Raw genomic sequence first — 24471 nt, 5'->3', positions numbered from 1 at the left:
CTGTTAATTCTTGCTTAAAACGCCGCCTTGTCAAAAGCTGACCGGCGATTTTCCGCATTCCCCCGGCAGTTTGCTCGTCGCGGAGTGCCTGTGCGGGACGGCATCACCGCTCGCCGGCGCGCTTCTGAAAAATCAGTTTGGCGGTCGGCGACGGGTCGGCGGGGAATTCCTCGCAGAAGAGGATCGAACCGGGAAAGGGCGTGAAGAGTCGGCACAGTTCTCCCGGCTGGAGCAGATACTCCGGTCGGTGCGGCACCGGCGCATTGGCCCCGGCGAGAATGGTATCGAACAGCAGCACCCCGCCGGGAACAAGGGCGGCGACCTCCCGGGGGATCAGCTCCCTGAGGAGAAAATTGCAATTGAGGATCAGATCGTAGGTTTCGGCAAAACGATATCCTTCCAGGTCGATCAGGCGAAACTCGGCGGCCAGCCTCTCTCGGGCCGCCCAGCGGCGGGCCTTGGCAAGCCCCACCGGGGAGATATCGAGGCCGGTGACCGCAAAGCCGTGTCGGGCAAGAAAGATGCTGTTGCGCCCTTCGCCGCAGGCAACATCAAGCGCCCGGCGTCCCGGGCAGAGCAGTTTCAGTTTCTCGATCCATTCGGCGAGCAAGCGCGACGGCTGCTCGCCGAGAAGGCAATCCTCCGTAAGGTAGCGCTGATTCCAGCGCATTTTATCCTCATTCACGACATCCTCCCCCGCCTGCGGCGGTACCCGGGCAGCTCCGCTCCTTTTCGCACAAAACTTGACCAAGGTCAAAGATAAAGGACCGCAACTGCGGTACAAATCAACCCAGGCACAATTGAAAACCATCCCAACGGGGCTATAGTTTTAGAGCTCTTTTTTCACGGGGCTCCCCCAAAACCACAAAGGAGGATTACGATCATGGGAATGTTCTGTAACCAGTGCGAACAGGCCGCCAAAGGCGTCGGCTGTGAAATCATCGGGGTTTGTGGCAAGAACCCGGAGGTCGCCGCGCTGCAGGATCTGATGCTTTTTGGCCTCAAGGGGCTCGCCAGCTACGCCGACAAGGCACGCGAGCTGGGGGTAACGGACGAGGCAATCGACCAGTTCACCCTCGAAGGGCTCTTCACCACCGTCACCAACGTCGATTTCGATCCGGTCAGCATCGCCGGCAAGCTTCGCACCTGTTTCGACCTGAAGGAAAAGGCCAAGGCGCTCTACGAAACGGCTTACCGCGAGAAGAACGGCGGCCATGCCCCGGCCGTCACCGCCACTCCCGCCGCCTGGGTAATCGCCGGCGATCTCGAAGGACTGATCAAGCAGGGCCAGGAACATGGCATCAACACCCACCACAGCGATCCCGACATCCGCTCGGCCATCGAAATTCTCATCTACGGCCTCAAGGGGATGGCCGCCTACGCCGACCATGCCGCGATCCTCGGCAAGAAGAGCGACGAAGTATTCGCCTTCTTCCACAAGGCACTGGCCGCCACCGCCGACCCGACCAAGGGGCTGATGGACTTCGTCGGCCTCGCCATGGAGTGTGGCAAGCTGAACATTACCGTGATGGGGATACTGAACGAAGGGCACGTGGAGCACTATGGACATCCGGTCCCGACCCCGGTACCGACCGGCACCCGAAAGAACAAGGGCATCCTTGTTTCCGGTCACGACCTGCGGATGCTCGAAGAGCTGCTCAAGCAGACCGCCGGCAAGGGGGTCGACATCTATACCCACGGCGAGATGCTGCCAGCCCACGGCTATCCCGGGCTCAAGCAGAAATATCCGCACCTCTACGGCAATTTTGGCGGCGCCTGGCAGGATCAGGCCAAGGAATTCCCCAGTTTCCCCGGGGCGATCATCTTTAACACCAACTGTATCCAGCGCCCCGCCGAATCCTACAAGGACCGGCTCTTCTCCTGGGGCCAGGTCGGCTGGCCGGGAATCAAGCACATCGCCGGCTGGGACTTCTCTGAAGTCATCAACAAGGCGCTCGAATCTCCCGACCTCCCCGACGCCCCGGCCAAGGACATCCTTACCGGCTTCGGCCACAACGCCGTTCTCAGCGTTGCCGACAAAGTGATCGAAGGGGTCAAGACCGGCGCCATCAAGCATTTCTTCCTGATCGGCGGCTGCGACGGCGCCAAGCCGGGCCGCAACTACTACACCGAACTGGCGGAACAGGTTCCCCAGGACTGCGTCATCCTGACCCTGGCCTGCGGCAAATACCGTTTCAACAAGCTGGAGTTCGGCGACATCGGCGGCATCCCGCGACTTCTCGACATCGGCCAGTGCAATGACGCCTACTCGGCGCTGCAGATCGCCCTGGCTCTGGCCAACGCCTTCAACTGCGGCGTCAACGACCTGCCGCTGTCGATGATCCTCTCCTGGTACGAGCAGAAGGCGGTAGTGATTCTCCTTTCGCTCCTCCACCTGGGGATCAAGAACATCAAGATCGGCCCGTCGCTGCCGGCCTTCATCACCCCGAACATCCTCAACTTCCTGGTGGAGAACTTCAACCTCGGCCCAATCACCACGGCGGAAGCGGATCTGAAAGCGGCCCTGGGGAATTGACCCCCCCTCTTTCCCCTGGCCGAAAAAAGGCGCGGAGAACACTCTCCGCGCCTTTTTTATCGGGGACAACGCTGCAGACCGGCTACGCCTGATACTTGCCGTAATGGACGATCTCGGCCAGCGGCTTGCGCGACGGCCCGGCCTTGGCCGGCTCCAGCGGATAGCCGAGCGGGAAGAGGCCGACGATCCGCAGTTCCGGCGGAATCCCAAGCAGCTCGCCGAGCTGTTCTTCGTCGAACACGCCGACAAAGACCGTGCCCAGACCCAGGTCATGGGCGGCGAGCATCATGTTTTCCGCGGCTATCCCCACATCGGTCAGATAATAGGGCTGCCCCCGCAGTTCGCCGGACTGGGTCGGCTCGCCGCAGGCGACAATTACCACCGGGGCCTCCGCCAGGGCTCCCTGGGCCGGATTGGACTTGTATCCCTTCGGCGCAAAGAACGCCTCCACGTACGAGAGTTCACTGATCTTCGCCTTGATCGCCTGATCCTCTACCACCACAAATCGCCAGCACTGCATGTTGGCCCAGGAAGGGGCCAGCCGGGCCGCCTCCAGCACCGCCTGGAGCTTTTCCGGCTCCACCGGCTGGGAAGAGAATTTCCGCACGCTTCTTCTGCTGCTGATCGCTGCCAGGGTTTCCATCGTCGAGTTCCTTTCTCTCGTTGTTCGTTCAGCCAAATGTCCTCCTACAATAGCATTGCCGGACCGTTTGTAAAGCGGCCGGCTCAGCTTGCCTGCCCAAGACGACCATTCTCCTCTCCGGGAACCGGATGATCGCTGAAGCGGCCCTGACGGTGCCAACGCTCGATCGGCGCGCCGCCCCACAGACAAAAAAACCCCCGGGAGCACCGGGGGCATGGAAAGAAGGAGGGACAGCCGGGATATTTCAGAAGCGGTAGCCGACGCCGGTACCGACAATATAGGGATTCAGATCGAGATCGTAATCCGTACCATTGATTCTGACCTGGGTATCGACGTTGAGATATTTGAAATCGAGGTTCAAAAACCAATTATTCCCCAGGGCCAGGTCAGCGCCGGCCTGGGCCGCCCAGCCGACGCTGCTTTTGACGTGGAAATCGGGGACATCGATGACGCCGTTAGCCTTGTCGTTAAACGGAATGACATAGTTGATGCCAACGCCGATATAAGGGCTCACGCGGGAGTTTGGCAACGGATGATATTTGAAGGTGAGGGTCGGAGGGAGGAGCCAGGTGGAGCCGAGGGTGCGGCCCTGAGCAACGAGATCGTGCTTGGTGACCCCGAGGATCAGTTCACTGGAAAAGTTGCGGGTAAAGAAATACTCCAGGTCGAGTTCCGGAGTTACGTCAAGTTTGGCTTCCACCTCCAGGTTGTCGATCCGGCTGTCGACGTTCTGGTCGGGGATAACCGCAAGCGCCCGCAATCTGACGCCATAGTGCTTGAATTCCGCACCGTCGGCCATGGCCGACGTCGTAGAGACAACGAGAAGGATACTCAGCAGCAATGTCAGAAAAATTCCATGCCTCATGGTGTTCATGTTCTTCTCCTTTGTGTGGTGATCGACAATACAACGGCAAACGTGGCTCTCTCCCCCTTCCCATCTCCACAAAAACAAATAAGACCTTTTTAGTCTTCTTAACAGGCACTCCAGACACCACGACACCACCATCTCCCATCGACGTCCGGCTTGGCAAGGGCCAGGATCGGCAGGGAGCTGCTCACAACTGCACGAAACTGAACCGATGCGGCAACCAAATCAGGATTAATCGGATAATATTGGTCTTCTTTTATCAAATTTTTCTTAATGTGTCAATAAGTAATTATCATGTGCGGATGGTAATGGTGAACGAGGCCTTATAAAAAGGAAGGGGGTGGCAGAACACCGATCGTGGTGTCGTATGGGAATTATGCCAAAGAAAGGTGGTTAAGCGGGCCGTAAACTGCCATTGGTAGCCCGAGGCCGTCACTCTCCCGCCAGGCGCTTTACCAGCGTCGCGGTCACGCTTCCTACCGTCACCTTGGTTCGGGCTCGGACCGGAACTCGCCGGGAATCGTCAGTCAGCCAGATCAGCACCGACCCTTTCCCCTCGAATACCCCTTCCGACTTTACCAGCGGTTGGATGACAATGGTCTCGACGTCGCCGAGGACGGTTTTTAACCGTTCCTTCCGGAGCACCCGCACTTCAATGCGCCGCTGGCGCTTGCTGTCGAGAATCTCGACAAAGTGCGATACGCCCACCTCTAGCGGCAGGTAGCGGACCAGGTAAAAGCTGCCATAAACATCGATTGTCCCGGGCGGAATGGCCACCGCTGCCTGTTCACCGCTCAGGTTGTCACGGAACCGGGCGATCCCTTGCGCTGGCAGGAACTCGATCTCCCGGTCGCGGTGATGGCGCCCTTCCCGGGTCTGCAATCGATAATGACGAACCTGGCCGGGGAATTGGCCTTCATGCGGGTTGTAACGACTCTCGATCGGATCCTCTACCGGGAAGAACACCGACAGCCAATCGTTGGACCTGGCGGTGGAAACAATCCGCCGGTTCGCCCCGTCATCAAAGATTTCCTGAGAGGCAACTCCGACGGGGATGCCGGTCCAGGTAAGCTCATAGGTCAAGACCTCCGGCACCCGGTCGGCGCCGTCGACCGGTAGCGCCCCGCAGACGAGCAACAGCATCGTGGCAATCACTGCAAGTCGGCTGCCCACCATCACTCCGTATCCTCCCTTCGCGCTCCGTATCAGGGACATTTCCTCAGCTTGTACTCAAGTATAGCGAAGCCGCCTGCCAATATCCATCGGCGCTCGCCACTTGACTAGCGAGGAGCTGACGGCACAATTGTACCGTGAGCGTCCGCCATCCTGGATCTTCGCTCCAGCAAATACACCGGGCGGACCAAAGGAGGGCATCATGCCGGACACGCTGCTCGTACCATCGATCGAACAGAGAATTGCCGGAATGCTCGAAGTAACCCGCCGGCTCAAGGAGGAACGGGGCGCGGGCAAAGGCAAGCCGACCATCACGATCTCGCGGGAATTCGGTTGTGAAGCATACCCGATGGCCGAGCGACTGGCGCAGCTGCTGGAGGCCAAAACCCGGCAGCCGTGGGCGGTCATGGATAAGGGGCTGCTTGAAGAGGTAGCGCGGCGTCACGATCTTGCCGAAGACGTGCTGCAAACGCTCGGTCATCGCCCCCGCTTCCTCGACGAGATGATTTCCACGCTTACCTCCCGCTGGAAAAGCGAGAAGGATTACTACCGGCTCCTCTGCCGCCAGATCGTTTCCCTGGCCACCGCCGGCAACGTGATCCTGATCGGCCGGGGGAGTTCTATCATTACCCAGCAATTGGATAACTGCTACCATTTCCGGATTTATGCTTCACTCGACTACAAGGTTCGCTCAATCGCCCGCCGCTCCAGAATTTCCCGACAAGACGCCGAGATTCTCATCGAAAGACGGCAAAAGGAGCGGGACCGGTTCATCCGCGATTTTCTCGACTGTGACGCCGCCGACCTGAGTTTCTATCATCTGGCATTCAACAATGACCGCAACCCGCCGGACCGGATCGCCCAACTCATTGCCGATTATCTCTTCCTGAAAACGGAAGCCTAGGCGACAAGCGGGAAGGAGGGCATTCTCCTTCCCGCTTGCACTCCACCCCGGGGCCGTCTATACTCGCTGCCATGCTCACCTATACAATTACCGACACCGACCACTGCCGCAGCCTGGAGAGCCTGCTACGCAACCTCCTGCCGGCCGCTCCGTCCGCTTATCTGAAAAAGCTGCTGCGTAGTGAACATATTGCCGTCAACGGCGCCCCCTTCCCCGCCGAAGCCCCGTTGCATGCCGGTGACCGGCTGACCGTCAAAGAGAGCTCCCGGACCCGGGCGCTCCTCGCACACGAGCCACCGGCCCTGGATATTTTGTTTGAAGACGAATGGATCATCGTCGTCAATAAACCGGCGGGACTGCCGGTTCACCGGACCGCCGAAGCGGAAGAGCATAACCTCGTCCAGGTTGCGGAAGGGCATCTCCGCTGGCGGGAAACACCCGTCAAGCTCCGGCCGGTCAACCGCCTCGATCGTGGCACCTCCGGCGCGACCATCCTGGCAAAAAGCGCCACCAGCGCCGGGATGTTCGGTCGGTTTGTTAAGGAAGAAGGGCTGGGAAAGCTCTATCTGGCCGTCGTCGAAGGAGAAATCCCGACCGAGGGGACCATCAGCGAGCCGCTGGACGGCAAAGAGGCGGAAACCCGCTTTCAGCTCCTCCGTCAGGGGGCGGCGGAGGCCTTCGTCGCCCTCTATCCAATCACCGGCCGGACCCATCAGCTGCGCAAACACCTGTCACTGCTCGGCCACCCGATCCGGGGCGACCGCCGCTATGGCGGCACACCGCTGCGCGACTATCCCGGCCATCTGCTGCACGCTTTCCGGGTAACCCTGCGCCATCCGGAAAGCGGGCGGGAACTGGCGATCCACGCGCCGCTCCCCGCCGGCTTCCTGCCCCGGCTACGGCAGATCGGCGGCAACGACTATCAAGAACTGCTCGCCAGCCTTGCCGGGCTTCCGTAGACACCGGACGGCCCCTTCCCCTCCAGCGCATGGTTTCCGGCTAAACCAGCAAGCCGATCAACCAGAAAGCGAGCATCCCGACCACGACGGTTCCGGCAAAGGACCGGGTCTTGAAGGCAAAGATAAAGGTCGGCATGGCGGCAAACAACTCCGGGCGCAGCAGGTCAAGCCGACGCGGCTCACCCGTGGCCACCAGCGCCGGCGCCAGCAATGCCCCGAGAATGGCGGCCGGCACGAACTCCAGCCAGGTCACCAGCCACTCCGGCAACTGCCGCCGTGTCAGCAGGGCCAGCGGCAACCAGCGGGGAAGATAGGTCACCAGCCCCATCCCGATTACCAGCAACAGATAATCAGCTGTTGTCATCGGCTTTCCTCCCCGAACCGGCATAGCGACGTTTCAACGCAAAGCCGGCAGTGGCCGCAGTCACTGCTCCTCCGACTACATAAATATTCCCTGGCAGCGCCAGATACAGCAGGACCGAAACCGCGCCCGCCACGAGCGCGATAATAACGTAAAGCCGGTTGTGTAGTTGGAAAACCAGCAGGCAGATGAACATCGCCGTCAACGCATAATCGATCCCAAACGCCCGGGCGGGGATGAACTGACCGGCGTAAGTTCCCGCCACACAACAGCAGATCCAGACGAAGTTCGCAGCCTGATTAACCACCAGAGCCCGCCAGCGGTCCCATTCCCCGCTCCGGAAGCGCGCCATGTTCACCGCAAAGCTCTCATCGGTGACCCCATAGGCGAACATACCCAGGAACCGGCCGCCAGCCCCCTGCAAATGGACCGCAAGCGAAGAGCTCATCAACAAGTGTCGCAGGTTGACCATAAAGGTGGTAATGACGATCGGCAGCACAGACACCCCCGCCTGGAGCATCGCTACCGCAATGAACTGCGCACTGCCGGCAAAGACCAGGATTGCCATCAAGCCCGTTTCCCAAGGGGTAAGGCCCGCTTTCCCCGCCAGGACACCAAAGGCCAAGCCAATCGGGAAATACCCCAAACAGATCGGCCAGGCCGCGCGTAATCCAGCGCTGACCGCCTTTCTGTGCGGCACCGGCAAATCATCGGTCAATTCGCGTTCCACCCAATCCACCTCCTTCAGTTGATCGGCCGGCCCGGCTCTGCCAACCGGTAAACTGACCATCTCACCTTGGAACAATGTATGTCATCCCGGGCCAACATTCAACCGTGCCGGGCTAAAACGTCGGCACTTCGTATCAACGCCTGCGACGCATCACCGTGCAGCCATACCCCTAACCTCTCAATAACAGATGATTATCTTTTTCTAATTGACTGAAATCAGGAGAAATGGCATAATCAGCGCGCTTTGCGGCCGATTTTCGCCATGATCCGCCGTATTCAATGCGAGACATGCAACCTGGCGACATCGGTCAGGGAGCAAATTCATGACATGTGCAGATGCACAGAGGAGGAACGATGAATGCTGTAAGACAAATCAGGCTTTTCGTCGTAGCAGGCCTGGCCCTGGCGGCGTCGCTCTGCCTGGGGCTTGGCAGCCAGGTACAAGCCGCGCAGGCTACCCCGCAGCTGACGACTGACGACTGCGTGAAGTGTCACGCCCAGGCACCCGCTGACATTGCGGCTAACGGCGCCGGCCACAAGAAAATCACTTGTTTCGACTGCCATGACGGCCACCCCCCCAAAGTCCCGGCAAAAGACATCATCCCCAAATGCAGCCAGTGCCATAGCGGAAAAAAACACTACGAACTGACCGGCTGCCTCGGTTGCCACAAGAACCCCCATACGCCGCTCAACATCGTGCTGTCGGGTAACATCACCGATGCGTGTCTGTCCTGCCACACCCAGCAGATGGCGCAACTCAAGGAATTCCCCAGCAAGCACAGCAAGCTGTACTGCTCAACCTGCCACAACGTTCACGGCAAGATTCCGGCTTGCACCCAGTGCCACAAACCGCACTTCGCCGAACAGACGAAGGATGACTGCAAAAAATGCCACAAGGCGCACCAGCCGAAGAACGTAACCTACGGCAAGGACATTCCCAACAAGGATTGCGGCGCCTGCCACAAGAAGGCCATGGAACTGCTGAGCGCCAGCCAGACCAAGCACAAGTCGCTGGCCTGCGTTTACTGCCACCAAGACAAACACAAAATGGTCCCTGCTTGCCAGACCTGTCACGGCACGCCGCATCCGGCAGCCATGATGTCCAGGTTCCCGAAATGCGGCGAATGCCACAACATTGCCCATGACCTGAACCGCTGGAACTCACCGGCCAAAGAATCGGTCAAGCAGGAAATTAAAAAGGATCTGAAAAAGAAGAAAAAGTAGGATCCCGCATTTGACCCGATGGTCACAAAGGGCCTGGACTGCTGTCCAGGCCCTTTTTATTGGCACCCACAAAGGCGGGCAGAGATCCCCGTCCGGCTCAACAGCCTGAATCAACGAGGGACTCATCCGGCTATCGTAAGGGATGGCAAAAAATCCCCGGGAGTATCAGTTCGCGGTGCGGCTCGGACATGGGGGAGCTGAAGCATGCCTTGCGGAGGGGACTGGAAAAGAGCGGCCATCCGCCATCATCTTAGCGGCCTGCGCCATAAAAGAAAAAGGGCAGCCCCGGCGGGCTGCCCTTTTTCATATTATCAGTCAAGCAAACGCGTTAATCGGCTTTGGTCACCACAACCTTCAGTGCGGCGGAAACTTCCGGATGAAGCTTGACCGTGGCGACAAACTCACCAAGATGTTTGATCGGCTCAGCAAGGACGATGATCTTCCGGTCAACCTCGACCCCTTGCGCCTTCAGCAGTTCGGCAAGCTCCATATTCGTGACCGAGCCAAACAGCTTTCCTTCCTCACCCGCCTGATGGGCAATGGACAGTGTGAGCGACTCAATCTTGGTAGCCACTCCTTTGGCTTGCTCCTTAACCTTGTTCTTTTTGTACTCCAACTGGCGTTTGGCATGCTCGAGAGCCTTGGCGTTCTTTTCAGTCGCCTCGATGGCAAGGCCCCGCGGCAACAGATAGTTCCGGGCATAGCCTGGCGCAACCTTGACGACGTCGCCGATCTGGCCGAGATTTTCAAGGTTTTCTTTCAGAATCACTTTCATCGGTTTTCTCCTTCCAGCCTGAAATTACAGGTTTTTGTGAATTCGCGGCCGCCGGAAATCCCCCCAGAGATCGAAGAGACCAACGAGGGCCACGACAATAGCCAAATATGCCTGCACCGCCAGCAGGACATAGAAAACGTAACGCAGAAAAACCGGAACTGCCAGCGTATCAAAGAAATTACGGATAACCGCCAGTCCCTGGAGAAAATACAAACACCCCACTATAAGGAGCACATTCACCGCGACCGCTCCGGCAACAGAATTGCCAAAGACCAGGGTAAAGCCGGCGGCAATGAGAACCCAGACCAAATAGTCGGGGTTCCTGAAGCGTCTGAAGGGGACTTGCGGCAGCGGTTGCGGCAGACGCGAGGCATTGCGCCGTAACACGAGAGTGTTCAACCCTGCGATCATGCTGATCCCGATCACTATCAGGGCAGGATAAATCCGGACAACAATCGCTCCCATCCGGTCCATGCCTTCCTGGAGCATCTGAAGATCGTCACCGGTAACACCCTTGCTTTTGTAGAACGCCACGCTCTCAGCAATCTGCGCCTTGATCGAGGCCGCGATACCGGCTTGGACGTTTACCCCGTTCGCCACGGAATAGCCGACGGTCCCCAGAGCCAATACCACAACAATCAACAAGACAGCATATGCCAAAGCACGGCTTGTAAAGGCAAAACGCTTCAGCAAGCCGGGGAGCACCAACGACAGGCCCCCCGCTTGGACCAGATAAAGAAGCACCGCCTCCAGACCGCCGGCAAACGCCAGGAAAAGCATTGTCAGGGACACAATCGCGCCACCGGAGACAACACCCCGCTTAAGGCCGAAATACAGGGCAGGGTATGGGGTGAAGATTCCGGCCAGCATCCCAAGGACCGGTAGCTTCAGATAGGCAACGAAAAGTAATCCCGTAGCTACCGTCCCCTTGACAACGTCAAGGAGAATTCCCCTAAAATCGCGCACCATTGAACGAACGGGCAACTAGGCGATGACGTGCTTGGACGCGATCGGGATCAGAGCGATATTTCTTGCCCGCTTGATAGCCTCGGTGATTTCCCGCTGGTGCTTGGAACAGTTACCGGATATCCGCCGCGGAATGATTTTACCGCGCTCGGTGATAAAAGAACGGAGCACTCGGGGATCCTTGTAATCGATTACCAGATCCTTGTCTGCGCAGAACCGGCAAACTTTTCTCCGCTGAAAAGGCCGTCTCTTTCTTGGGCCACTACTTCTCTGAGGAGTTCTTTCTTCACTCATCTATCGTAATCCTCCGTTTCCTTATTCGTTTGCCGATTCGGGCTCAGCGGCCGGCGCAGCTTCAGTGGCCACGGCTTTCGGTACAGGAACCGCCTGCTCTTTCTCCAGCTTGACACTCTGGTAGCGCAGGACCTTGTCGTTGAGGCGCAGCCGCCGTTCCAACTCGGCGATCAGAGCCGCATCGCCATCGAAGCGGAGGTAGTAGTAACGACCCCTCTGGCTTTTCTGGACCGGGTAGGCAAGCTTCCTCACCCCCCAGTCTTCCAACCGGTGCAGTTCACCGTTCATCGAACCGATGAGATCCTGCACCCGGGTCGAAAGGCCTTTGAGCTCTTCTTCCCCGAGATCCGGCTGGACGATCATAATCGTCTCATACATCCTTACCATCTGTGTATCCTCCTCACGGTTTAGTAGCCCCGGTTGTACCGGAGCAAGGAGTTGCAGCCATCGGCTGCTGCGAAAAGGGGGATTTTACTACATCACCCCAACTGTTTCAAGGCATTTTATTACAACGGGTCATGGCGCTACACATTAAAACGGAAATGCATGACATCGCCGTCCTGGACAACATACTCTTTCCCTTCAAGGCGCATTAACCCTTTTTCCTTCGCCCCCGCCTCGCCCCCGGCAGCAAGATAATCGTTATAGGAGATGACCTCGGCCCGAATGAAGCCCTTTTCGAAGTCCGAATGAATCACGCCGGCCGCCTGAGGCGCCTTGGTCCCCACCGGGATGGTCCAGGCCCGCACTTCCTTTTTCCCGGCAGTAAAATAGGTAATCAGCCCAAGGAGTTCATACCCCATCCGCACAAGCCGATCGAGCCCGGATTCACTTAAGCCCATTTCGGCAAGAAACGCTTTTTTCTCGTCACCGTCCAACTCGGCAATTTCCGCCTCGATCCTGCCGCAGATCGTAACCATCCGCGCTCCTTCAGCGGCAGCGATCTCCCCCACCTGAGCCACAAAGGGATGGGTGCCGGCCAGATCGTCCTCAGCCACATTCGCCACATAAAGAACCGGTTTGTCCGTCAGGAGGTGCAGATCACGCAACCACAACTGCTCATCTACCCCGATCTCAACCTTGCGCGCCGGAATCCCCTGCTCCAGAGCCTGCTTGATCCGGGCATAAAATTCGCTTTCTTCCTTGAGCTTTTTGTCGCCGCTCTTGGCTTGCTTCTCAACGCGTTGTAACTTTTTCTCAACGCTATCCAGATCAGCAAGGGCGAGTTCGGCTTGAATGATCTCGATATCCCGCACCGGGTCGACACTGCCACTGACGTGAACAACGTTCTCATCATCGAAGCAGCGGACAACGTGAACGATGGCATCCACCGACCGGATATGGCCGAGAAATTGATTTCCGAGCCCTTCACCCTGGCTTGCCCCTTTTACGAGGCCGGCAATGTCGACAAATTCGATCGTCGTGGGAAGAATCCGCTCCGGGGCAACAATCTCCGCCAACCGGTCAAGCCGCTCGTCGGGGACCTGTACAATCCCGACATTGGGATCGATCGTACAGAATGGATAATTGGCCGACTCCGCCCCCGCTGAAGTAAGCGCGTTGAAAATGGTTGATTTCCCCACATTAGGCAGGCCGACGATACCGCAGTTGAACCCCATAATCCCTCTTCCTTCAGTCAATTGCCAGACAGCCTAGCGGGAAGATCCCAGGCTCTCGGCAAGAACGTCCTTATTGTTGTAGAGGCTCATTGCCTTGGCAAGCCCCTCATCCAGCAGCAACGCCAGCGCATCCAGCGCCCCATCACACAGCGGCGCCAGCTCCCGTAGCTGGTCCGGCGGGAAATTATTCAGCACGTAATCGGCAACATCCCCTCGCGCGGGCCGGCCGATTCCTATCCGAAGCCTGACGAAATCGGCGCTCCCGAGTTCCTGAACCAGCGAGCGGAGACCGTTGTGCCCTCCGTGTCCGCCACCCTCTTTTAATTTCACCCGGCCAAATGGAATATCGAGATCATCGTGAACGACAATCAACTCAGCAAGCGGCAGTTTATGGTAACGCAGGGCCTCGGCCACGGAACGGCCGGAAAGGTTCATGAAGGTCTGGGGTTTCAACAGGAAAAGACGCTGCCCGCGCCAGCTCCCCTCACCATACTGGCCGGAGAAGTTCTTCTTCGCCATCGTGATGCCGGCCGTTCGGGCAAGACAGTCTAAAACCATGAAACCCGCATTATGGCGGGTCCATTGGTATTTCGGGCCGGGATTTCCCAGCCCGACTATAAGTTTTGCAGCCATCGATTACTAGCTTACTCTTCCGGAGCAGCTGCTTCTTCCTGCTCCTTGGCGCGGCCATGTACGCTAGCGATGGTCATTTTGGCGTCGTCGAGGGCTTTGACCCCTTCGGGCAGCACGAGATCGCTGACGTGGAACGACTGACCGATGGCCAGGTTGGTCACGTCAACCTCGACATGCTCGGGAATCGCACCAGGCAGACACTCGATATCAAGCGAATGGGTAACGACATCCAGCAGACCACCCTCTTTTACCCCGGCAGCAGAGCCGACCACAGAGACCGACACCTTGACATGAACCAATTCGGCAAGATCAATCTTATGCAGGTCGACATGGACCAGCTCCCCCTTGATGGCGGTTCTCTGCAGATCCGCAACAATCACGGTGCTTCCGTCCAAACTGCCCCCGCCTTGCAGGCGGATCAGATTATTCTGGCCGCCTTCGCCGGCGATCACCGTCAGCAGCTCTTTTGCATTGACCGTCACCGGCACCGGCTCCAGCCCCTTGCCATACACAACTCCCGGAGCCAAACCCTGTACCCTGAGCTTGCGCACGGCGCTTTTGCCAAGGCCGGTCCTCAGATCTATGCTGATTGCTTTTTGTTCCATGTCTATCTCCTTCGCTATCTTCGTTTCAGTGCTAATCTCAGGATTCCACGACACTTCGCCTTTCGCTACACAAAAAGCGAACTCACTGACTCGTCATCATGGATGCGGCGGATCGCCTCGGCGAGCAAATTGGCAACGGTAAGAACCTTGACCTTCGAAGTCCTGTCGGCCTTCTCCCCGAGAGGGACAGTATCGGTCACGACCACGGCCTCGATCTCCGACTCGTTGATCCGGTCGATGGCCGGACCGGACAGGACGCCATGGGTCGCACAAGCATAGATCGTTTTCGCACCATGTTCCTTCAGTGCCCGAGCTGCTTGAGTAAGCGTGCCTGCTGTATCAATCATGTCATCAAGAATAATCGCCGTCTTATCCTTGACATCGCCGATCAAGTGCATAACCTCTGCCACATTGGGGCCGGTCCGACGCTTATCGATAACGGCAAGCGTGCAGCCAAGACGCTTGGCAAAGGCCCGGGCACGCTCAGTCCCCCCGGCATCGGGAGAAACCATGACGATATTGTTTTCGGGAAACCGCTGTTTGAGGTTTTCCAAAATGACCGGCGCAGCATAGAGGTTGTCGACCGGAATATTGAAAAAGCCCTGGATCTGGCCGGCATGAAGGTCGACAGTAACCACCCGGTCAGCCCCGGCAGTAGTAATCAGATCAGCAACCAGTTTTGAGGTAATCGGCGTCCGCGGCGCAACTTTCCGGTCCTGACGGGCATAGCCATAATAAGGGATAACCGCGGTAATCGTTGAAGCGGAGGCCCTCTTCAAGGCATCCATCATGATGAGCAATTCCATGAGATTATTGTTGGTTGGTGCGCATGTCGACTGCACGACATAGACATCCCGACCTCGAACGTTCTCGCTGATTTCGACCATTACTTCGCCGTCGGAAAAGGTCTTAACCTTGGCCTGCCCCAGCGGAAGACTCAGATTATGACAGATCTTCTCTGCCAGCTCATGATTGGAATTGCCACTGAACACCTTGATTTTCTTTTCCATTATCGCAGCCTTACCAAAAAAATAATTTCCACCAGGCAGCCCCGGATGGAAATGGGTGACAAACTGGCTGGGGCGCCAGGATTCGAACCTGGGAATGCCGGAATCAAAATCCGGTGCCTTACCACTTGGCGACGCCCCAATGTTAGTTACGCTCGATGGGCTTTAAAGTGTTTGAACTGCTTCGACAAACCAACCATCGCCACTTAACTGTCCGGCAATTTTGCGGGCAACCGCTTCTTGATCGCAGATGCCGAACACCGTGGGCCCGCTGCCAGACATCAGCGCCCCTCGGCAACCGGTTGCCAGCAGTCGCTTCTTGATCTCCCCGATGACCGGATAGCGCGGAATGGTAACCGACTCGAGGTCATTAGCAAAAACAGCCACGAGATCGCCAATATCCTTATAGAAGCGAGGAATTCTATCTTGTGGTCGCAAATTTGTCAATTGTAAATTTTGGTAAACCCATGCTGTCGAGACGTGAACCCGGGGGTTAACGATCACCAGCCAAGCAGGCGGAACATGCTCGACCGCCGTCAACACCTCTCCTATCCCCTCAGCAATGGCGGTCCGCTTGAAAATAAAGAACGGCACATCGGCGCCAAGTTTCACCCCGATCTCCATCAGCTGCCGGTCAGAAATCCCCAGTCCCAAGAGTTCATTAACTCCCATCAGTACCGACGCGCCATCACTGCTGCCACCGCCAAGCCCCGCCGCAACCGGAATATGCTTAGTAATGCCAATATCGAGGCCGGTTTGCACACCGCTATGCCGCAACAATGCATCAGCAGCACGCCATGCAATATTTTCCGGCCCATTGGGGACACCGACACTCCCACATGAAACCCTGATGCCCGGCTCAGGGGAAACAGCAACAACAATATCGTCACACAGGTCGATACGCTGCATGATCATCTGCAGATCATGATAGCCGTCTGATCGCCTTCGCAGCACGTCAAGCCGATAATTGACTTTGGCCGGGGCTTTTAAGGTAATTGATTTTGTCATAGGCACCGTAACGGAAATTGGTGATGAACAGAGACGAGTTTATCTAGAATGATTTTACTGAAAATGCAAGGAGAATAACGCTAACGCCGCCAGCCCGACAGGAATTGAAACGAAAAAGGGCCACATCTTTCGATGTGGCCCTTGCTTCGCACAGGAAGTAGAAAAATTACTTCGCGGCCGGAGCTTCAGCCGGAGCAGCTTCTTCTTTCTTCTCAGCTTTTTTCTTGGCTTTCTTGACTTTTTTGTGGTGTTTCTTAACCGGTTTCTTCTCTTCTTTTTTCACTTCGCCAGCGGCAGGAGCAGCAGGAGCAGCGGCGTCTTTTGCCGGCTCAGCAGCAAAAACAACCCCAGCGAAAGCAACGGCAACAAGAGCAGCAACAACAGAGGACAGAACTTTTTTCATGACCAGGACCTCTCTCCAAAAAGATATGAAGCAACGCTTCTTGTCTATTATAAGAGCAGAGAGCATGCCAACTGGCATAAAATCGCGCAACATGCTAATTTTTGGCCGTTTTCTAACAACTGGTCAACAGACCAAAGGGCCGCTCCCACCTTGTATGCGCCAACGTTTACCGCATTTGCGGCAAAGCCCCCTCCTAACGCCTCATTCAAGGAGCCTGTCACTGAGATGGACAAACGTAACACCCCGCTTCTTCAGCTCCGGGACAGCAGCCATCACTCCGGCGGCAGTTCCCGATTCGGGGTGATTCATGTGGCAAATGATGATCGCACCTCCCGGCGCCCGCAGAAGGGCATTCTTCACCTGCTCGGCGCTAAAGGTCGCCCCGGCGTCACCAAGAACCGAAAAGCCGGCGACCTGTTGTCCCAACTCACCAGCAATTGCTACAGCAATCTCGTCATAATATGCGGTCCCTGATCGGTAGAAAGCTGGCCGTCTCCCCGTGATCGCCGCTATACGCCGGGCATTAAGCTCAATTTCATCGACCAGCGCCCCGACTGAGCGAGTCCCCTGAATGCCATATGCCTTTCGTCCGGTCACCGAAGCCGGACGGTGCTGGTCACCGTGGTTGGCGATCTCGAACAGCGGATTGCTGGCAAGTCGCTTGAAAATATCGGGATTGGCCTCTATCCACCGACCGTTGATAAAGAGCGTTGCCGGAACATGCTCTTGCTCAAGAAAATCGATCAATTTCGCATCGAAGCCTTTCCCCTTGGCACCCCCACAAGCATCGAAAGTAAGCGCCACAATCTGCTCCCGTGTTTTAAGCCGAGTTTTCACACCCGGGACATTTTCTCCCCAGTCATGAGGTTTTGCTTCACCATAACGACTCACCAGGCGAGAGCGAAGGCTGGCATAGTCCCCCCGTGCATCTTCCAGCGGTGGGCTCGCCAGATCGGCTTGCGCAGCACACACCGACGTCACTGCAACGAAACTAAACAGTACTGCTGGTAGCAGCCGGCTCACTACAACCATACTCCCTCCACAAATCAGTATTGCCCGTATTGTAACGATGCCCCGCCAGCTTTGAAAGCAAAAAGGCGGTCCATAAGACCGCCTCTCTTTCTTTGCATCCATTGGGTTACTTCTTCTTGATAACGAGGCCATCCCCGGAAATCGACAGGTCGACCCGGATAGTATCCCCTTCCTGAAATTTCCCATCCAACAGCATAAGAGCCAGCGGATCCTGGATATTCCGCTGCAAGGTCCGCTTCAGCGGTCGGGCGCCATAGGCAGGGTCAAATCCCTCATGAGCCAGATACTCTTTTGCCTTGTCAGAAATTTCCAACTGAAGATGTCGCTCGGCAAGCCGTTTCACAAGTTCAGCTGCCTGGATATCGACGATTTTTTTAATCTCTTCAAGGGGTAGCGAATGATAGATCGCTACTTCATCGATACGATTGAGGAATTCAGGTTTGAAGCTTTCCTTCAGCGTTTCCGTAACCATAGCCTTCATACGGGCATAATCTGTGGCCCCGTACTGTTGAATCCATTGCGACCCCAGATTGCTGGTCATAATGATCACTGTATTGCGGAAATCCACGGTTCGCCCCTGGCCGTCAGTGAGTCGACCATCATCAAGGACCTGGAGCAGCACGTTGAAGACTTCCGGGTGCGCTTTCTCAATTTCGTCAAAAAGGATGATACTGTATGGTCGCCGGCGGACGGCCTCGGTCAGTTGCCCCCCTTCCTCGTAGCCGACATAGCCGGGAGGTGCTCCGATCAGCCGTGCCACCGTATGCTTCTCCTGATATTCGCTCATGTCGATCCTGATGATTGCCTGATCATCGTTAAAGAGAAACTGAGCCAGCGCCTTGGCGGTTTCGGTCTTGCCTACCCCTGTCGGACCGAGGAAAAGAAACGAGCCGATTGGACGGTTTGGATCCGCCAGCCCCGAGCGGGCTCTTCTGATCGCATTCGCAACCAAAACCAGTGCCTCGTCCTGCCCGACAACCCGTGATTTCAGCCGATTTTCCATTTTTACCAGCTTTTCGGCCTCTCCCTCAAGCATTCGGGACACCGGAATCCCCGTCCATCGGGAAATAATTTCGGCGACGAGTTCACCATCAACCTCTTCGGGAAGCATCTTACCTTCTTTCCGGATTTCCTCCAGTTCGTTGTGTTTTGCGGTAATTTCCTTTTCGATGGCCGGAATTTCTCCGTAACGCAACTCGGCGGTTCGCCCCAGGGCACCCTCTCGCTCGCTTTTTTTCGCTTCTTCCTTTCGTTCTTCGAGCGATTGCTTTAGTTCGCTAATGCGGTTGATAATGCCTTTTTCCTTCTGCCAGTGAGCTCTAAGTTCAGCAGCTTTCCCTTTCAGTTCCTCAAGCTCGTCGGAAAGCTTTTTCAGCCGCTCTTGAGCATGAGGATCCTGCTCGCGCAGGAGCGCCTGTTTTTCGATCTCCAGCTGGATGATTCTTCGTTCAACCTCATCGATCTCAGTCGGTAACGAATCAATTTCTATCCTGAGTCGTGAGGCTGCTTCATCGATCAGATCAATTGCCTTGTCAGGCAAGAATCTGTCGGTAATATAGCGATCAGAAAGTGTAGCTGCCGCAATTATCGCGCTATCCTTTATCCGAATACCGTGATACGTCTCGTATTTCTCCTTGAGTCCCCGCAGGATCGCAATAGTATCCTCAACCGTTGGTTCACCGGTATACACCTGCTGGAATCGGCGCTCAAGGGCGGCATCCTTCTCGATGTACTTCCGATATTCATCGAGCGTCGTTGCCCCGATACAATGGAGTTCGCCACGCGCCAGGGCGGGCTTGAGCATATTCGAGGCATCCATTGCCCCTTCGGCAGCACCCGCCCCTACCAAGGTGTGCAGTTCGTCGATAAACAGAATCACCTTGCCATCCGACTTTGCAACTTCTTTAACGACGGCCTTCAGACGCTCTTCAAATTCACCACGATATTTGGCACCGGCAATCAACGCCCCCATATCAAGGGCAACTAGTCGTTTGTTTTTAAGTGTTTCGGGAACATCGCCCGAAATAATCCGCTGGGCAAGCCCCTCAACAATCGCTGTTTTGCCAACGCCCGGCTCACCAATCAACACCGGATTGTTTTTGGTCCGGCGGGAAAGTACCTGCAAAACCCGGCGAATCTCGTCGTCGCGGCCAATTACCGGATCAAGCTTACCTTGGCGGGCAAGTTCTGTCAGATCCCGAGCATACTTGGTCAGCGCTTGGTATTTCTCTTCCGGGTTCTGGTCGGTGACCCGCTCCCCGCCACGATAATCCATCAAGGCAGCGAGCACCGCTTCCCTTGTAACACCTGCGTCGGCAAGAATCCGGGCGGCTTCGCTTCCTTTTTCCGCCAGAAAACCCAACAGGAGGTGTTCGGTAGAAACGAACTCATCTTTCATCCCGTCCGCCTCGCGCTGGGCAGCGTCAAGTATGCGGTTGAGCGTAGGTGAGAGGTAAATCTGGGCGGTTGCACCACGGGCCTGCGGCAACTTGCCTACCAGCGCATCGGCGCTTGTTTTGAGTGCAGCCGGACTTACCCCGATTTTCTGGAGAATAGGGGAAACTACCCCACCCTCTTGGTCAAGCAATGCTGTGAGAAGGTGTTCCGGCTCGATAGCGCTATTAGCTTGCCGAGCAGCCAATTGCTGGGCTTCGGCCAGTGCTTCCTGGCACTTGATAGTCATTTTTTCAGGTCTGATCATGGGCGTTCTCCTTAGTTCCGATGAGGAAAACATAGGCACGCCTTGACCTGATGTCAAGGAGGGGGAAGCGGTAAATCAACGGCAGGAGGGAGAGGCTTACAGCTTATCGAAAACGGCTGAAAACTAAGACCTCAGTGGCAAATTAAGCTCCATCTGCCGCCAGGACTCGCGCTTGATCTTTGTCCCGGGATAATAGCGGGGGCATGAAGCGATAATGGTAGCCGCCGGCTGTTTACACTGCCGGCGGCACGAAAGACAGAGTTTGTTAGACTCGTGCTGGTGTTTCACGATCCCCCCAGAAGGGCGATTTAGCTCTGTCATGCATTATCAGCATGTCATCAAGCTTCCATGGAAAACGGGTGATCAACTTGATCAGGCAATCTTCCTTACCCAGCCAAACTCATCTGCAATACGGCCGTACTGAATACCCGTGAGGGTATCGTACAGGCGCTGGGTGATCAGGCCGACACCGCCGTCGCCTACCTGGACAACTTCATCCTTATAGCACAAAACACCGACAGGCGTGATGACTGCGGCAGTTCCACTGCCAAAGGCCTCTTTCACCTTTCCGGAACGTACATCGGCCATCAACTCGTTTATATCAATCAGCCGCTCTTCAATCTTCATTCCCAGCTTCGCAGCCAGCTTCAGCGTTGAATCGCGTGTCACACCATTAAGAATGGAGCCGGTCAGCGGAGCGGTTACGATCCGGTCTTCATAGGCAAAAAGCATATTCATCGCCCCAACTTCCTCAATGTAACGACGATGGACCCCGTCGAGCCACAGAACCTGATCGTATCCTTTCTTCTTTGCTTCAAGGCCAGCCTTGAGCGACGACGCATAGTTGCCGCCTGTTTTGGCTTCCCCGGTACCACCGGGAACTGCCCGGACATACTTATCTTCTACCAGGATCTTGACGGGATTGAAGCCGGCGGCATAGTACGCGCCGACCGGCGATAAAATCACATAAAAATAGAAGTGATCCGACGGCTTCACCCCCAGCACCGGTTCAACAGCAATCATCGCCGGGCGAATATAAAGCGAGGTGCCATCACTGGTCGGAATCCAGTCCTGCTCAAGACGAACCAACTCCTCAATACCGCCGATGAACAGGTCCTCCGGCACGTCGGGCATGCAGAGCCGCTCAGCTGAAAGGTTAAAACGCCGGGCATTCATCTCCGGACGAAAGAGGGCAATGGACCCGTCAGCCCATTTATAAGCTTTAAGTCCTTCAAAGATTTCCTGTGAATAGTGGAAGACCAAGCAAGCGGGATCAAGGACAAAGGGAGCATAAGGCTCAATGCGGGCATCTACCCACCCCTGCCCACTCTTCCACTCAGCAAGCAACATCCGATCAGTAAAAACCCTGCCAAACCCCAACTTCGTCTCATCGGCTACTTTCGCTTTTTTCCGGTCGTCCGGGAGCGGCTCGACTCTGATGTCCATCTTCTTCAACCTCCATTGGTCGGCGCAATGCGTCAGAAATTTGAGTAGTTTCGGTTTATCACAGCGACGCGCAAGGGGCAAGGCTTTTCAACGAACACACTTGGCAATCTTGTTGGTGTGACTTGATTTTTCCATCTCTACTTGCTACATTATTAGCACTCGCCACTTGCGAGTGCTAAACCTGCGATCCAGGGGAGGAAGCATTACATGGCCATGAATTTACCAGTGGTTGCGGACAGCTTAACAGTCTACCTGGGAGAGATTCGTAAATTTCCAGTACTGACCGCCGAAGAAGAACACCTTTATGCTGTGAAGTTCTTTGAAGAAAAGGATCTTGATGCCGCGCATCGTCTTGTGACGGCTAATTTACGTTTTGTAGTAAAGGTTGCCGCCGAGTACCGTAGTTACGGGATGAAAATGCTTGACCTCATTCAGGAGGGTAATGTCGGACTCATGGTAGCTGTCCGCAAATTCGACCCCTACAAGGGTATAAGGCTCATCTCTTACGCTGTATGGTGGATTAGGGCCTATATTCAAAATTATATTATCTCGGCATGGAGTCTCCTTAAAATCGGCACAACCCAAGCACAGAAGAAACTTTTCTTCAAGCTGAATCAGGCGAAAAATGCATTGCGTATGCTTGGCGACCAGGACGACGACCCCGAAGCTACGGCTCGTTCGCTTGACGTCAAGGTGTCAGAAGTAGTTGAAATGGATCAACGCATGAAGGGAGATTTTTCTCTTGATGCCGAACTGGCGGGAGGCGATGGCTTAACCCTGCTGGAGACGTTGGCCGATGAACGCCCTAACCAGGAAGAGTCTCTTTCCAGCCACGAAGAAGAGCTACAATTACAACTCAATATTGCCAAGTCACTCGAAAATTTAAACGAAAAAGAGCGGTACATCATCGAGAATCGGGTCATTGCCGATACACCATTGACTTTGCAGGAAATAGCCGAGCACTTTGCCATTTCGCGCGAGCGTGTCCGGCAAATTGAAGCGATGGCATTAAAGAAAATGAAGACAGACCTGTCCCCCTTCGCGATCAGAGCGGCTTTATAGCCGGGTACCCGAATAACTGCCTCTGTCGAGCAAGCAAAATGGTCTGGTGCCGAAGTTGTTAATTCGTGGGATTTTCGTAGATAGGCGTGCAAGCAAAGAAAAAGCCCATCTGAATACACAGATGGGCTTTTCCAAAAAAATCCCGGCGGCGACCTACTCTCCCACACAGCTACCCATGCAGTACCATCGGCCCTGAGAGGCTTAACTTCCGTGTTCGGGATGGGAACGGGTGTGGCCCTCTCGGCATAGCCACCGAGAAACCGTAAAAGGTATCTCGTCAATTGCATAGTATCGAGGAGCGAAGTGGTCAGTCGATTTGATATGAAGGGGGGTGGGGTTACCACCCCCTTCGGTAAATATTTTTTATGGTCAAGCCTCACGGCCGATTAGTACCGGTCAGCTGAACGCATTGCTGCGCTTACACACCCGGCCTATCAACGTTGTGGTCTACAACGGGCCTTCAGGGGATTGCTCCCAGGGATACCTAATCTTGAAGGAGGCTTCCCGCTTAGATGCTTTCAGCGGTTATCCTTTCCGTACATAGCTACCCAGCGACTGCTCCTGGCGGAACAACTGGAACACCAGAGGTACGTCCATCCCGGTCCTCTCGTACTAAGGACAGCTCTTCTCAAGTATCCTGCGCCCACGGCAGATAGGGACCAAACTGTCTCACGACGTTTTAAACCCAGCTCGCGTACCGCTTTAATTGGCGAACAGCCAAACCCTTGGGACCTACTTCAGCCCCAGGATGCGATGAGCCGACATCGAGGTGCCAAACCTCCCCGTCGATGTGAACTCTTGGGGGAGATCAGCCTGTTATCCCCGGAGTACCTTTTATCCGTTGAGCGACGGCCCTTCCATACAGAACCGCCGGATCACTAAGACCTACTTTCGTACCTGCTCGACTTGTCTGTCTCGCAGTCAAGCTCCCTTATGCCTTTACACTCTACGGCTGGTTTCCAATCAGCCTGAGGGAACCTTCGTGCGCCTCCGTTACTCTTTGGGAGGCGACCGCCCCAGTCAAACTACCCACCAGACAGTGTCCCCGACCCGGATGACGGGCCTGGGTTAGACACCCAAAACAACCAGGGTGGTATTTCAAGGTTGACTCCACCGAGACTAGCGTCCCAGTTTCATAGTCTCCCACCTATCCTACACAAGCTATTCCGAATGTCACTGTCAAGCTGTAGTAAAGGTTCACGGGGTCTTTCCGTCTTGCCGCGGGTACTCGGCATCTTCACCGAGAATTCAATTTCGCTGAGCCACTGGTTGAGACAGCGCGGAAATCGTTACGCCATTCGTGCAGGTCGGAACTTACCCGACAAGGAATTTCGCTACCTTAGGACCGTTATAGTTACGGCCGCCGTTTACCGGGGCTTCGGTTCAAAGCTTCGCTTGCGCTAACAAATCCCCTTAACCTTCCGGCACCGGGCAGGCGTCAGACCCTATACATCGTCTTTCGACTTAGCAGAGTCCTGTGTTTTTAGTAAACAGTCGCTACCGCCATTTCTCTGCGACCCCCT

General features: G+C 55.9%; 24 protein-coding genes, 1 tRNA gene and 2 rRNA genes (1 of these 27 running past the window's edge). 5 read left to right on the top strand and 22 right to left on the bottom strand.

Going from position 1 to position 24471, the window contains the following annotated elements:
- Positions 1–103 precede the first annotated feature (103 nt).
- Positions 104–685, bottom strand: coding sequence for a class I SAM-dependent methyltransferase (locus tag QMN23_RS03725; protein ID WP_282001861.1), 582 nt, complete (start codon positions 683–685; stop codon positions 104–106).
- Between the two features lie 198 nt (positions 686–883).
- Here QMN23_RS03725 and hcp point away from each other — a divergent pair, with 198 nt between their 5' ends.
- Complete coding sequence (hcp, locus tag QMN23_RS03720; RefSeq protein WP_282001859.1) at positions 884–2536, top strand: hydroxylamine reductase; 1653 nt, start codon at positions 884–886, stop codon at positions 2534–2536.
- Positions 2537–2618: 82 nt separating this feature from the next.
- Here the strand turns inward: hcp and QMN23_RS03715 are convergent, their stop codons facing one another.
- The 3 genes from QMN23_RS03715 to QMN23_RS03705 form a co-directional block, all read right to left on the bottom strand.
- On the bottom strand, positions 2619–3179 hold the full coding sequence (locus QMN23_RS03715) for a nitroreductase family protein (protein ID WP_282001857.1): 561 nt from the start codon (positions 3177–3179) through the stop codon (positions 2619–2621).
- A gap of 244 nt (positions 3180–3423) precedes the next feature.
- Positions 3424–4053: an OmpW/AlkL family protein gene (locus QMN23_RS03710; RefSeq protein WP_282001855.1), complete on the bottom strand. Its 630-nt coding sequence runs from the start codon at positions 4051–4053 to the stop codon at positions 3424–3426.
- 426 nt (positions 4054–4479) lie between these two features.
- Positions 4480–5223, bottom strand: coding sequence for a DUF3108 domain-containing protein (locus QMN23_RS03705; protein WP_282003802.1), 744 nt, complete (start codon positions 5221–5223; stop codon positions 4480–4482).
- Between the two features lie 199 nt (positions 5224–5422).
- Between QMN23_RS03705 and QMN23_RS03700 the strand changes: the two genes are divergently transcribed.
- Complete coding sequence (locus tag QMN23_RS03700; RefSeq protein ID WP_282001853.1) at positions 5423–6124, top strand: AAA family ATPase; 702 nt, start codon at positions 5423–5425, stop codon at positions 6122–6124.
- 71 nt (positions 6125–6195) lie between these two features.
- Complete coding sequence (locus tag QMN23_RS03695) at positions 6196–7083, top strand: RluA family pseudouridine synthase (protein WP_282001851.1); 888 nt, start codon at positions 6196–6198, stop codon at positions 7081–7083.
- A 40-nt stretch (positions 7084–7123) separates the two neighbouring features.
- On the opposite strand, the gene QMN23_RS03690 is transcribed toward QMN23_RS03695, so the two are convergent.
- A complete protein-coding gene (locus tag QMN23_RS03690) occupies positions 7124–7447 on the bottom strand; it encodes an AzlD domain-containing protein (RefSeq protein ID WP_282001850.1) in 324 nt (107 codons plus the stop codon).
- Positions 7434–8174 (bottom strand): AzlC family ABC transporter permease, encoded by a 741-nt coding sequence (locus QMN23_RS03685; protein WP_282001849.1) that lies wholly within the window; start codon positions 8172–8174, stop codon positions 7434–7436. Before QMN23_RS03685 ends, QMN23_RS03690 begins: the two co-directional genes overlap by 14 nt.
- A 353-nt stretch (positions 8175–8527) precedes the next feature.
- Between QMN23_RS03685 and QMN23_RS03680 the strand changes: the two genes are divergently transcribed.
- Positions 8528–9397: a cytochrome C gene (locus tag QMN23_RS03680; protein WP_282001847.1), complete on the top strand. Its 870-nt coding sequence runs from the start codon at positions 8528–8530 to the stop codon at positions 9395–9397.
- Positions 9398–9725: 328 nt separating this feature from the next.
- Here the strand turns inward: QMN23_RS03680 and rplI are convergent, their stop codons facing one another.
- The 14 genes from rplI to QMN23_RS03610 all read right to left on the bottom strand — a co-directional run bounded on the left by rplI (position 9726) and on the right by QMN23_RS03610 (position 21886).
- Positions 9726–10172 carry a 50S ribosomal protein L9 gene (gene rplI, locus QMN23_RS03675; RefSeq protein WP_282001846.1) on the bottom strand — a complete coding sequence of 149 codons (447 nt, stop codon included), beginning with the start codon at positions 10170–10172 and terminating at the stop codon, positions 9726–9728.
- A gap of 24 nt (positions 10173–10196) precedes the next feature.
- Positions 10197–11141, bottom strand: coding sequence for a YybS family protein (locus QMN23_RS03670; protein ID WP_282001845.1), 945 nt, complete (start codon positions 11139–11141; stop codon positions 10197–10199).
- Positions 11142–11156: 15 nt separating this feature from the next.
- Positions 11157–11432: a 30S ribosomal protein S18 gene (rpsR, locus tag QMN23_RS03665; RefSeq protein ID WP_282001844.1), complete on the bottom strand. Its 276-nt coding sequence runs from the start codon at positions 11430–11432 to the stop codon at positions 11157–11159.
- A 21-nt stretch (positions 11433–11453) separates the two neighbouring features.
- Positions 11454–11819, bottom strand: a complete 366-nt coding sequence (gene rpsF, locus QMN23_RS03660) for a 30S ribosomal protein S6 (RefSeq protein WP_282001843.1) — start codon at positions 11817–11819, stop codon at positions 11454–11456.
- A 137-nt stretch (positions 11820–11956) separates the two neighbouring features.
- Positions 11957–13051 (bottom strand): redox-regulated ATPase YchF, encoded by a 1095-nt coding sequence (gene ychF, locus QMN23_RS03655; RefSeq protein WP_282001841.1) that lies wholly within the window; start codon positions 13049–13051, stop codon positions 11957–11959.
- Between the two features lie 33 nt (positions 13052–13084).
- The gene (pth, locus tag QMN23_RS03650) at positions 13085–13684 is read right to left on the bottom strand and encodes an aminoacyl-tRNA hydrolase (protein WP_282001839.1); all 600 of its coding nucleotides are present in this window, start codon (positions 13682–13684) and stop codon (positions 13085–13087) included.
- An 11-nt stretch (positions 13685–13695) separates the two neighbouring features.
- The gene (locus QMN23_RS03645) at positions 13696–14289 is read right to left on the bottom strand and encodes a 50S ribosomal protein L25 (RefSeq protein WP_282001837.1); all 594 of its coding nucleotides are present in this window, start codon (positions 14287–14289) and stop codon (positions 13696–13698) included.
- A 65-nt stretch (positions 14290–14354) separates the two neighbouring features.
- Positions 14355–15299 (bottom strand): ribose-phosphate pyrophosphokinase, encoded by a 945-nt coding sequence (locus QMN23_RS03640; protein ID WP_282001835.1) that lies wholly within the window; start codon positions 15297–15299, stop codon positions 14355–14357.
- A 64-nt stretch (positions 15300–15363) separates the two neighbouring features.
- A tRNA-Gln gene (locus QMN23_RS03635) sits at positions 15364–15438 on the bottom strand.
- A 23-nt stretch (positions 15439–15461) separates the two neighbouring features.
- Entirely contained in the window at positions 15462–16304 is an 843-nt protein-coding gene (gene ispE, locus QMN23_RS03630) for a 4-(cytidine 5'-diphospho)-2-C-methyl-D-erythritol kinase (protein WP_282001832.1), read from the bottom strand.
- A gap of 166 nt (positions 16305–16470) precedes the next feature.
- Positions 16471–16707 (bottom strand): hypothetical protein, encoded by a 237-nt coding sequence (locus tag QMN23_RS03625; RefSeq protein WP_282001829.1) that lies wholly within the window; start codon positions 16705–16707, stop codon positions 16471–16473.
- Positions 16708–16908: 201 nt separating this feature from the next.
- Positions 16909–17739 carry a polysaccharide deacetylase family protein gene (locus QMN23_RS03620; protein WP_282001827.1) on the bottom strand — a complete coding sequence of 277 codons (831 nt, stop codon included), beginning with the start codon at positions 17737–17739 and terminating at the stop codon, positions 16909–16911.
- A 106-nt stretch (positions 17740–17845) separates the two neighbouring features.
- Complete coding sequence (clpB, locus tag QMN23_RS03615) at positions 17846–20440, bottom strand: ATP-dependent chaperone ClpB (RefSeq protein WP_282001824.1); 2595 nt, start codon at positions 20438–20440, stop codon at positions 17846–17848.
- A gap of 372 nt (positions 20441–20812) precedes the next feature.
- The gene (locus QMN23_RS03610; RefSeq protein WP_282001822.1) at positions 20813–21886 is read right to left on the bottom strand and encodes a branched-chain amino acid aminotransferase; all 1074 of its coding nucleotides are present in this window, start codon (positions 21884–21886) and stop codon (positions 20813–20815) included.
- Positions 21887–22093: 207 nt separating this feature from the next.
- Between QMN23_RS03610 and rpoH the strand changes: the two genes are divergently transcribed.
- Positions 22094–22948, top strand: a complete 855-nt coding sequence (gene rpoH / locus QMN23_RS03605) for an RNA polymerase sigma factor RpoH (protein ID WP_282001820.1) — start codon at positions 22094–22096, stop codon at positions 22946–22948.
- A gap of 140 nt (positions 22949–23088) precedes the next feature.
- Here rpoH and rrf read toward each other — a convergent pair.
- Positions 23089–23205: ribosomal RNA gene (gene rrf, locus QMN23_RS03600) — 5S ribosomal RNA — on the bottom strand.
- A gap of 108 nt (positions 23206–23313) precedes the next feature.
- Positions 23314–24471, bottom strand: a 23S ribosomal RNA gene (locus QMN23_RS03595); it runs 1799 nt beyond the window's last position.

The sequence above is a fragment of the Geotalea uraniireducens genome (genome assembly GCF_027943965.1).
Lineage (GTDB): Bacteria > Desulfobacterota > Desulfuromonadia > Geobacterales > Geobacteraceae > Geobacter > Geobacter uraniireducens.
This window is presented reverse-complemented; position numbering and strand designations above follow the sequence as displayed.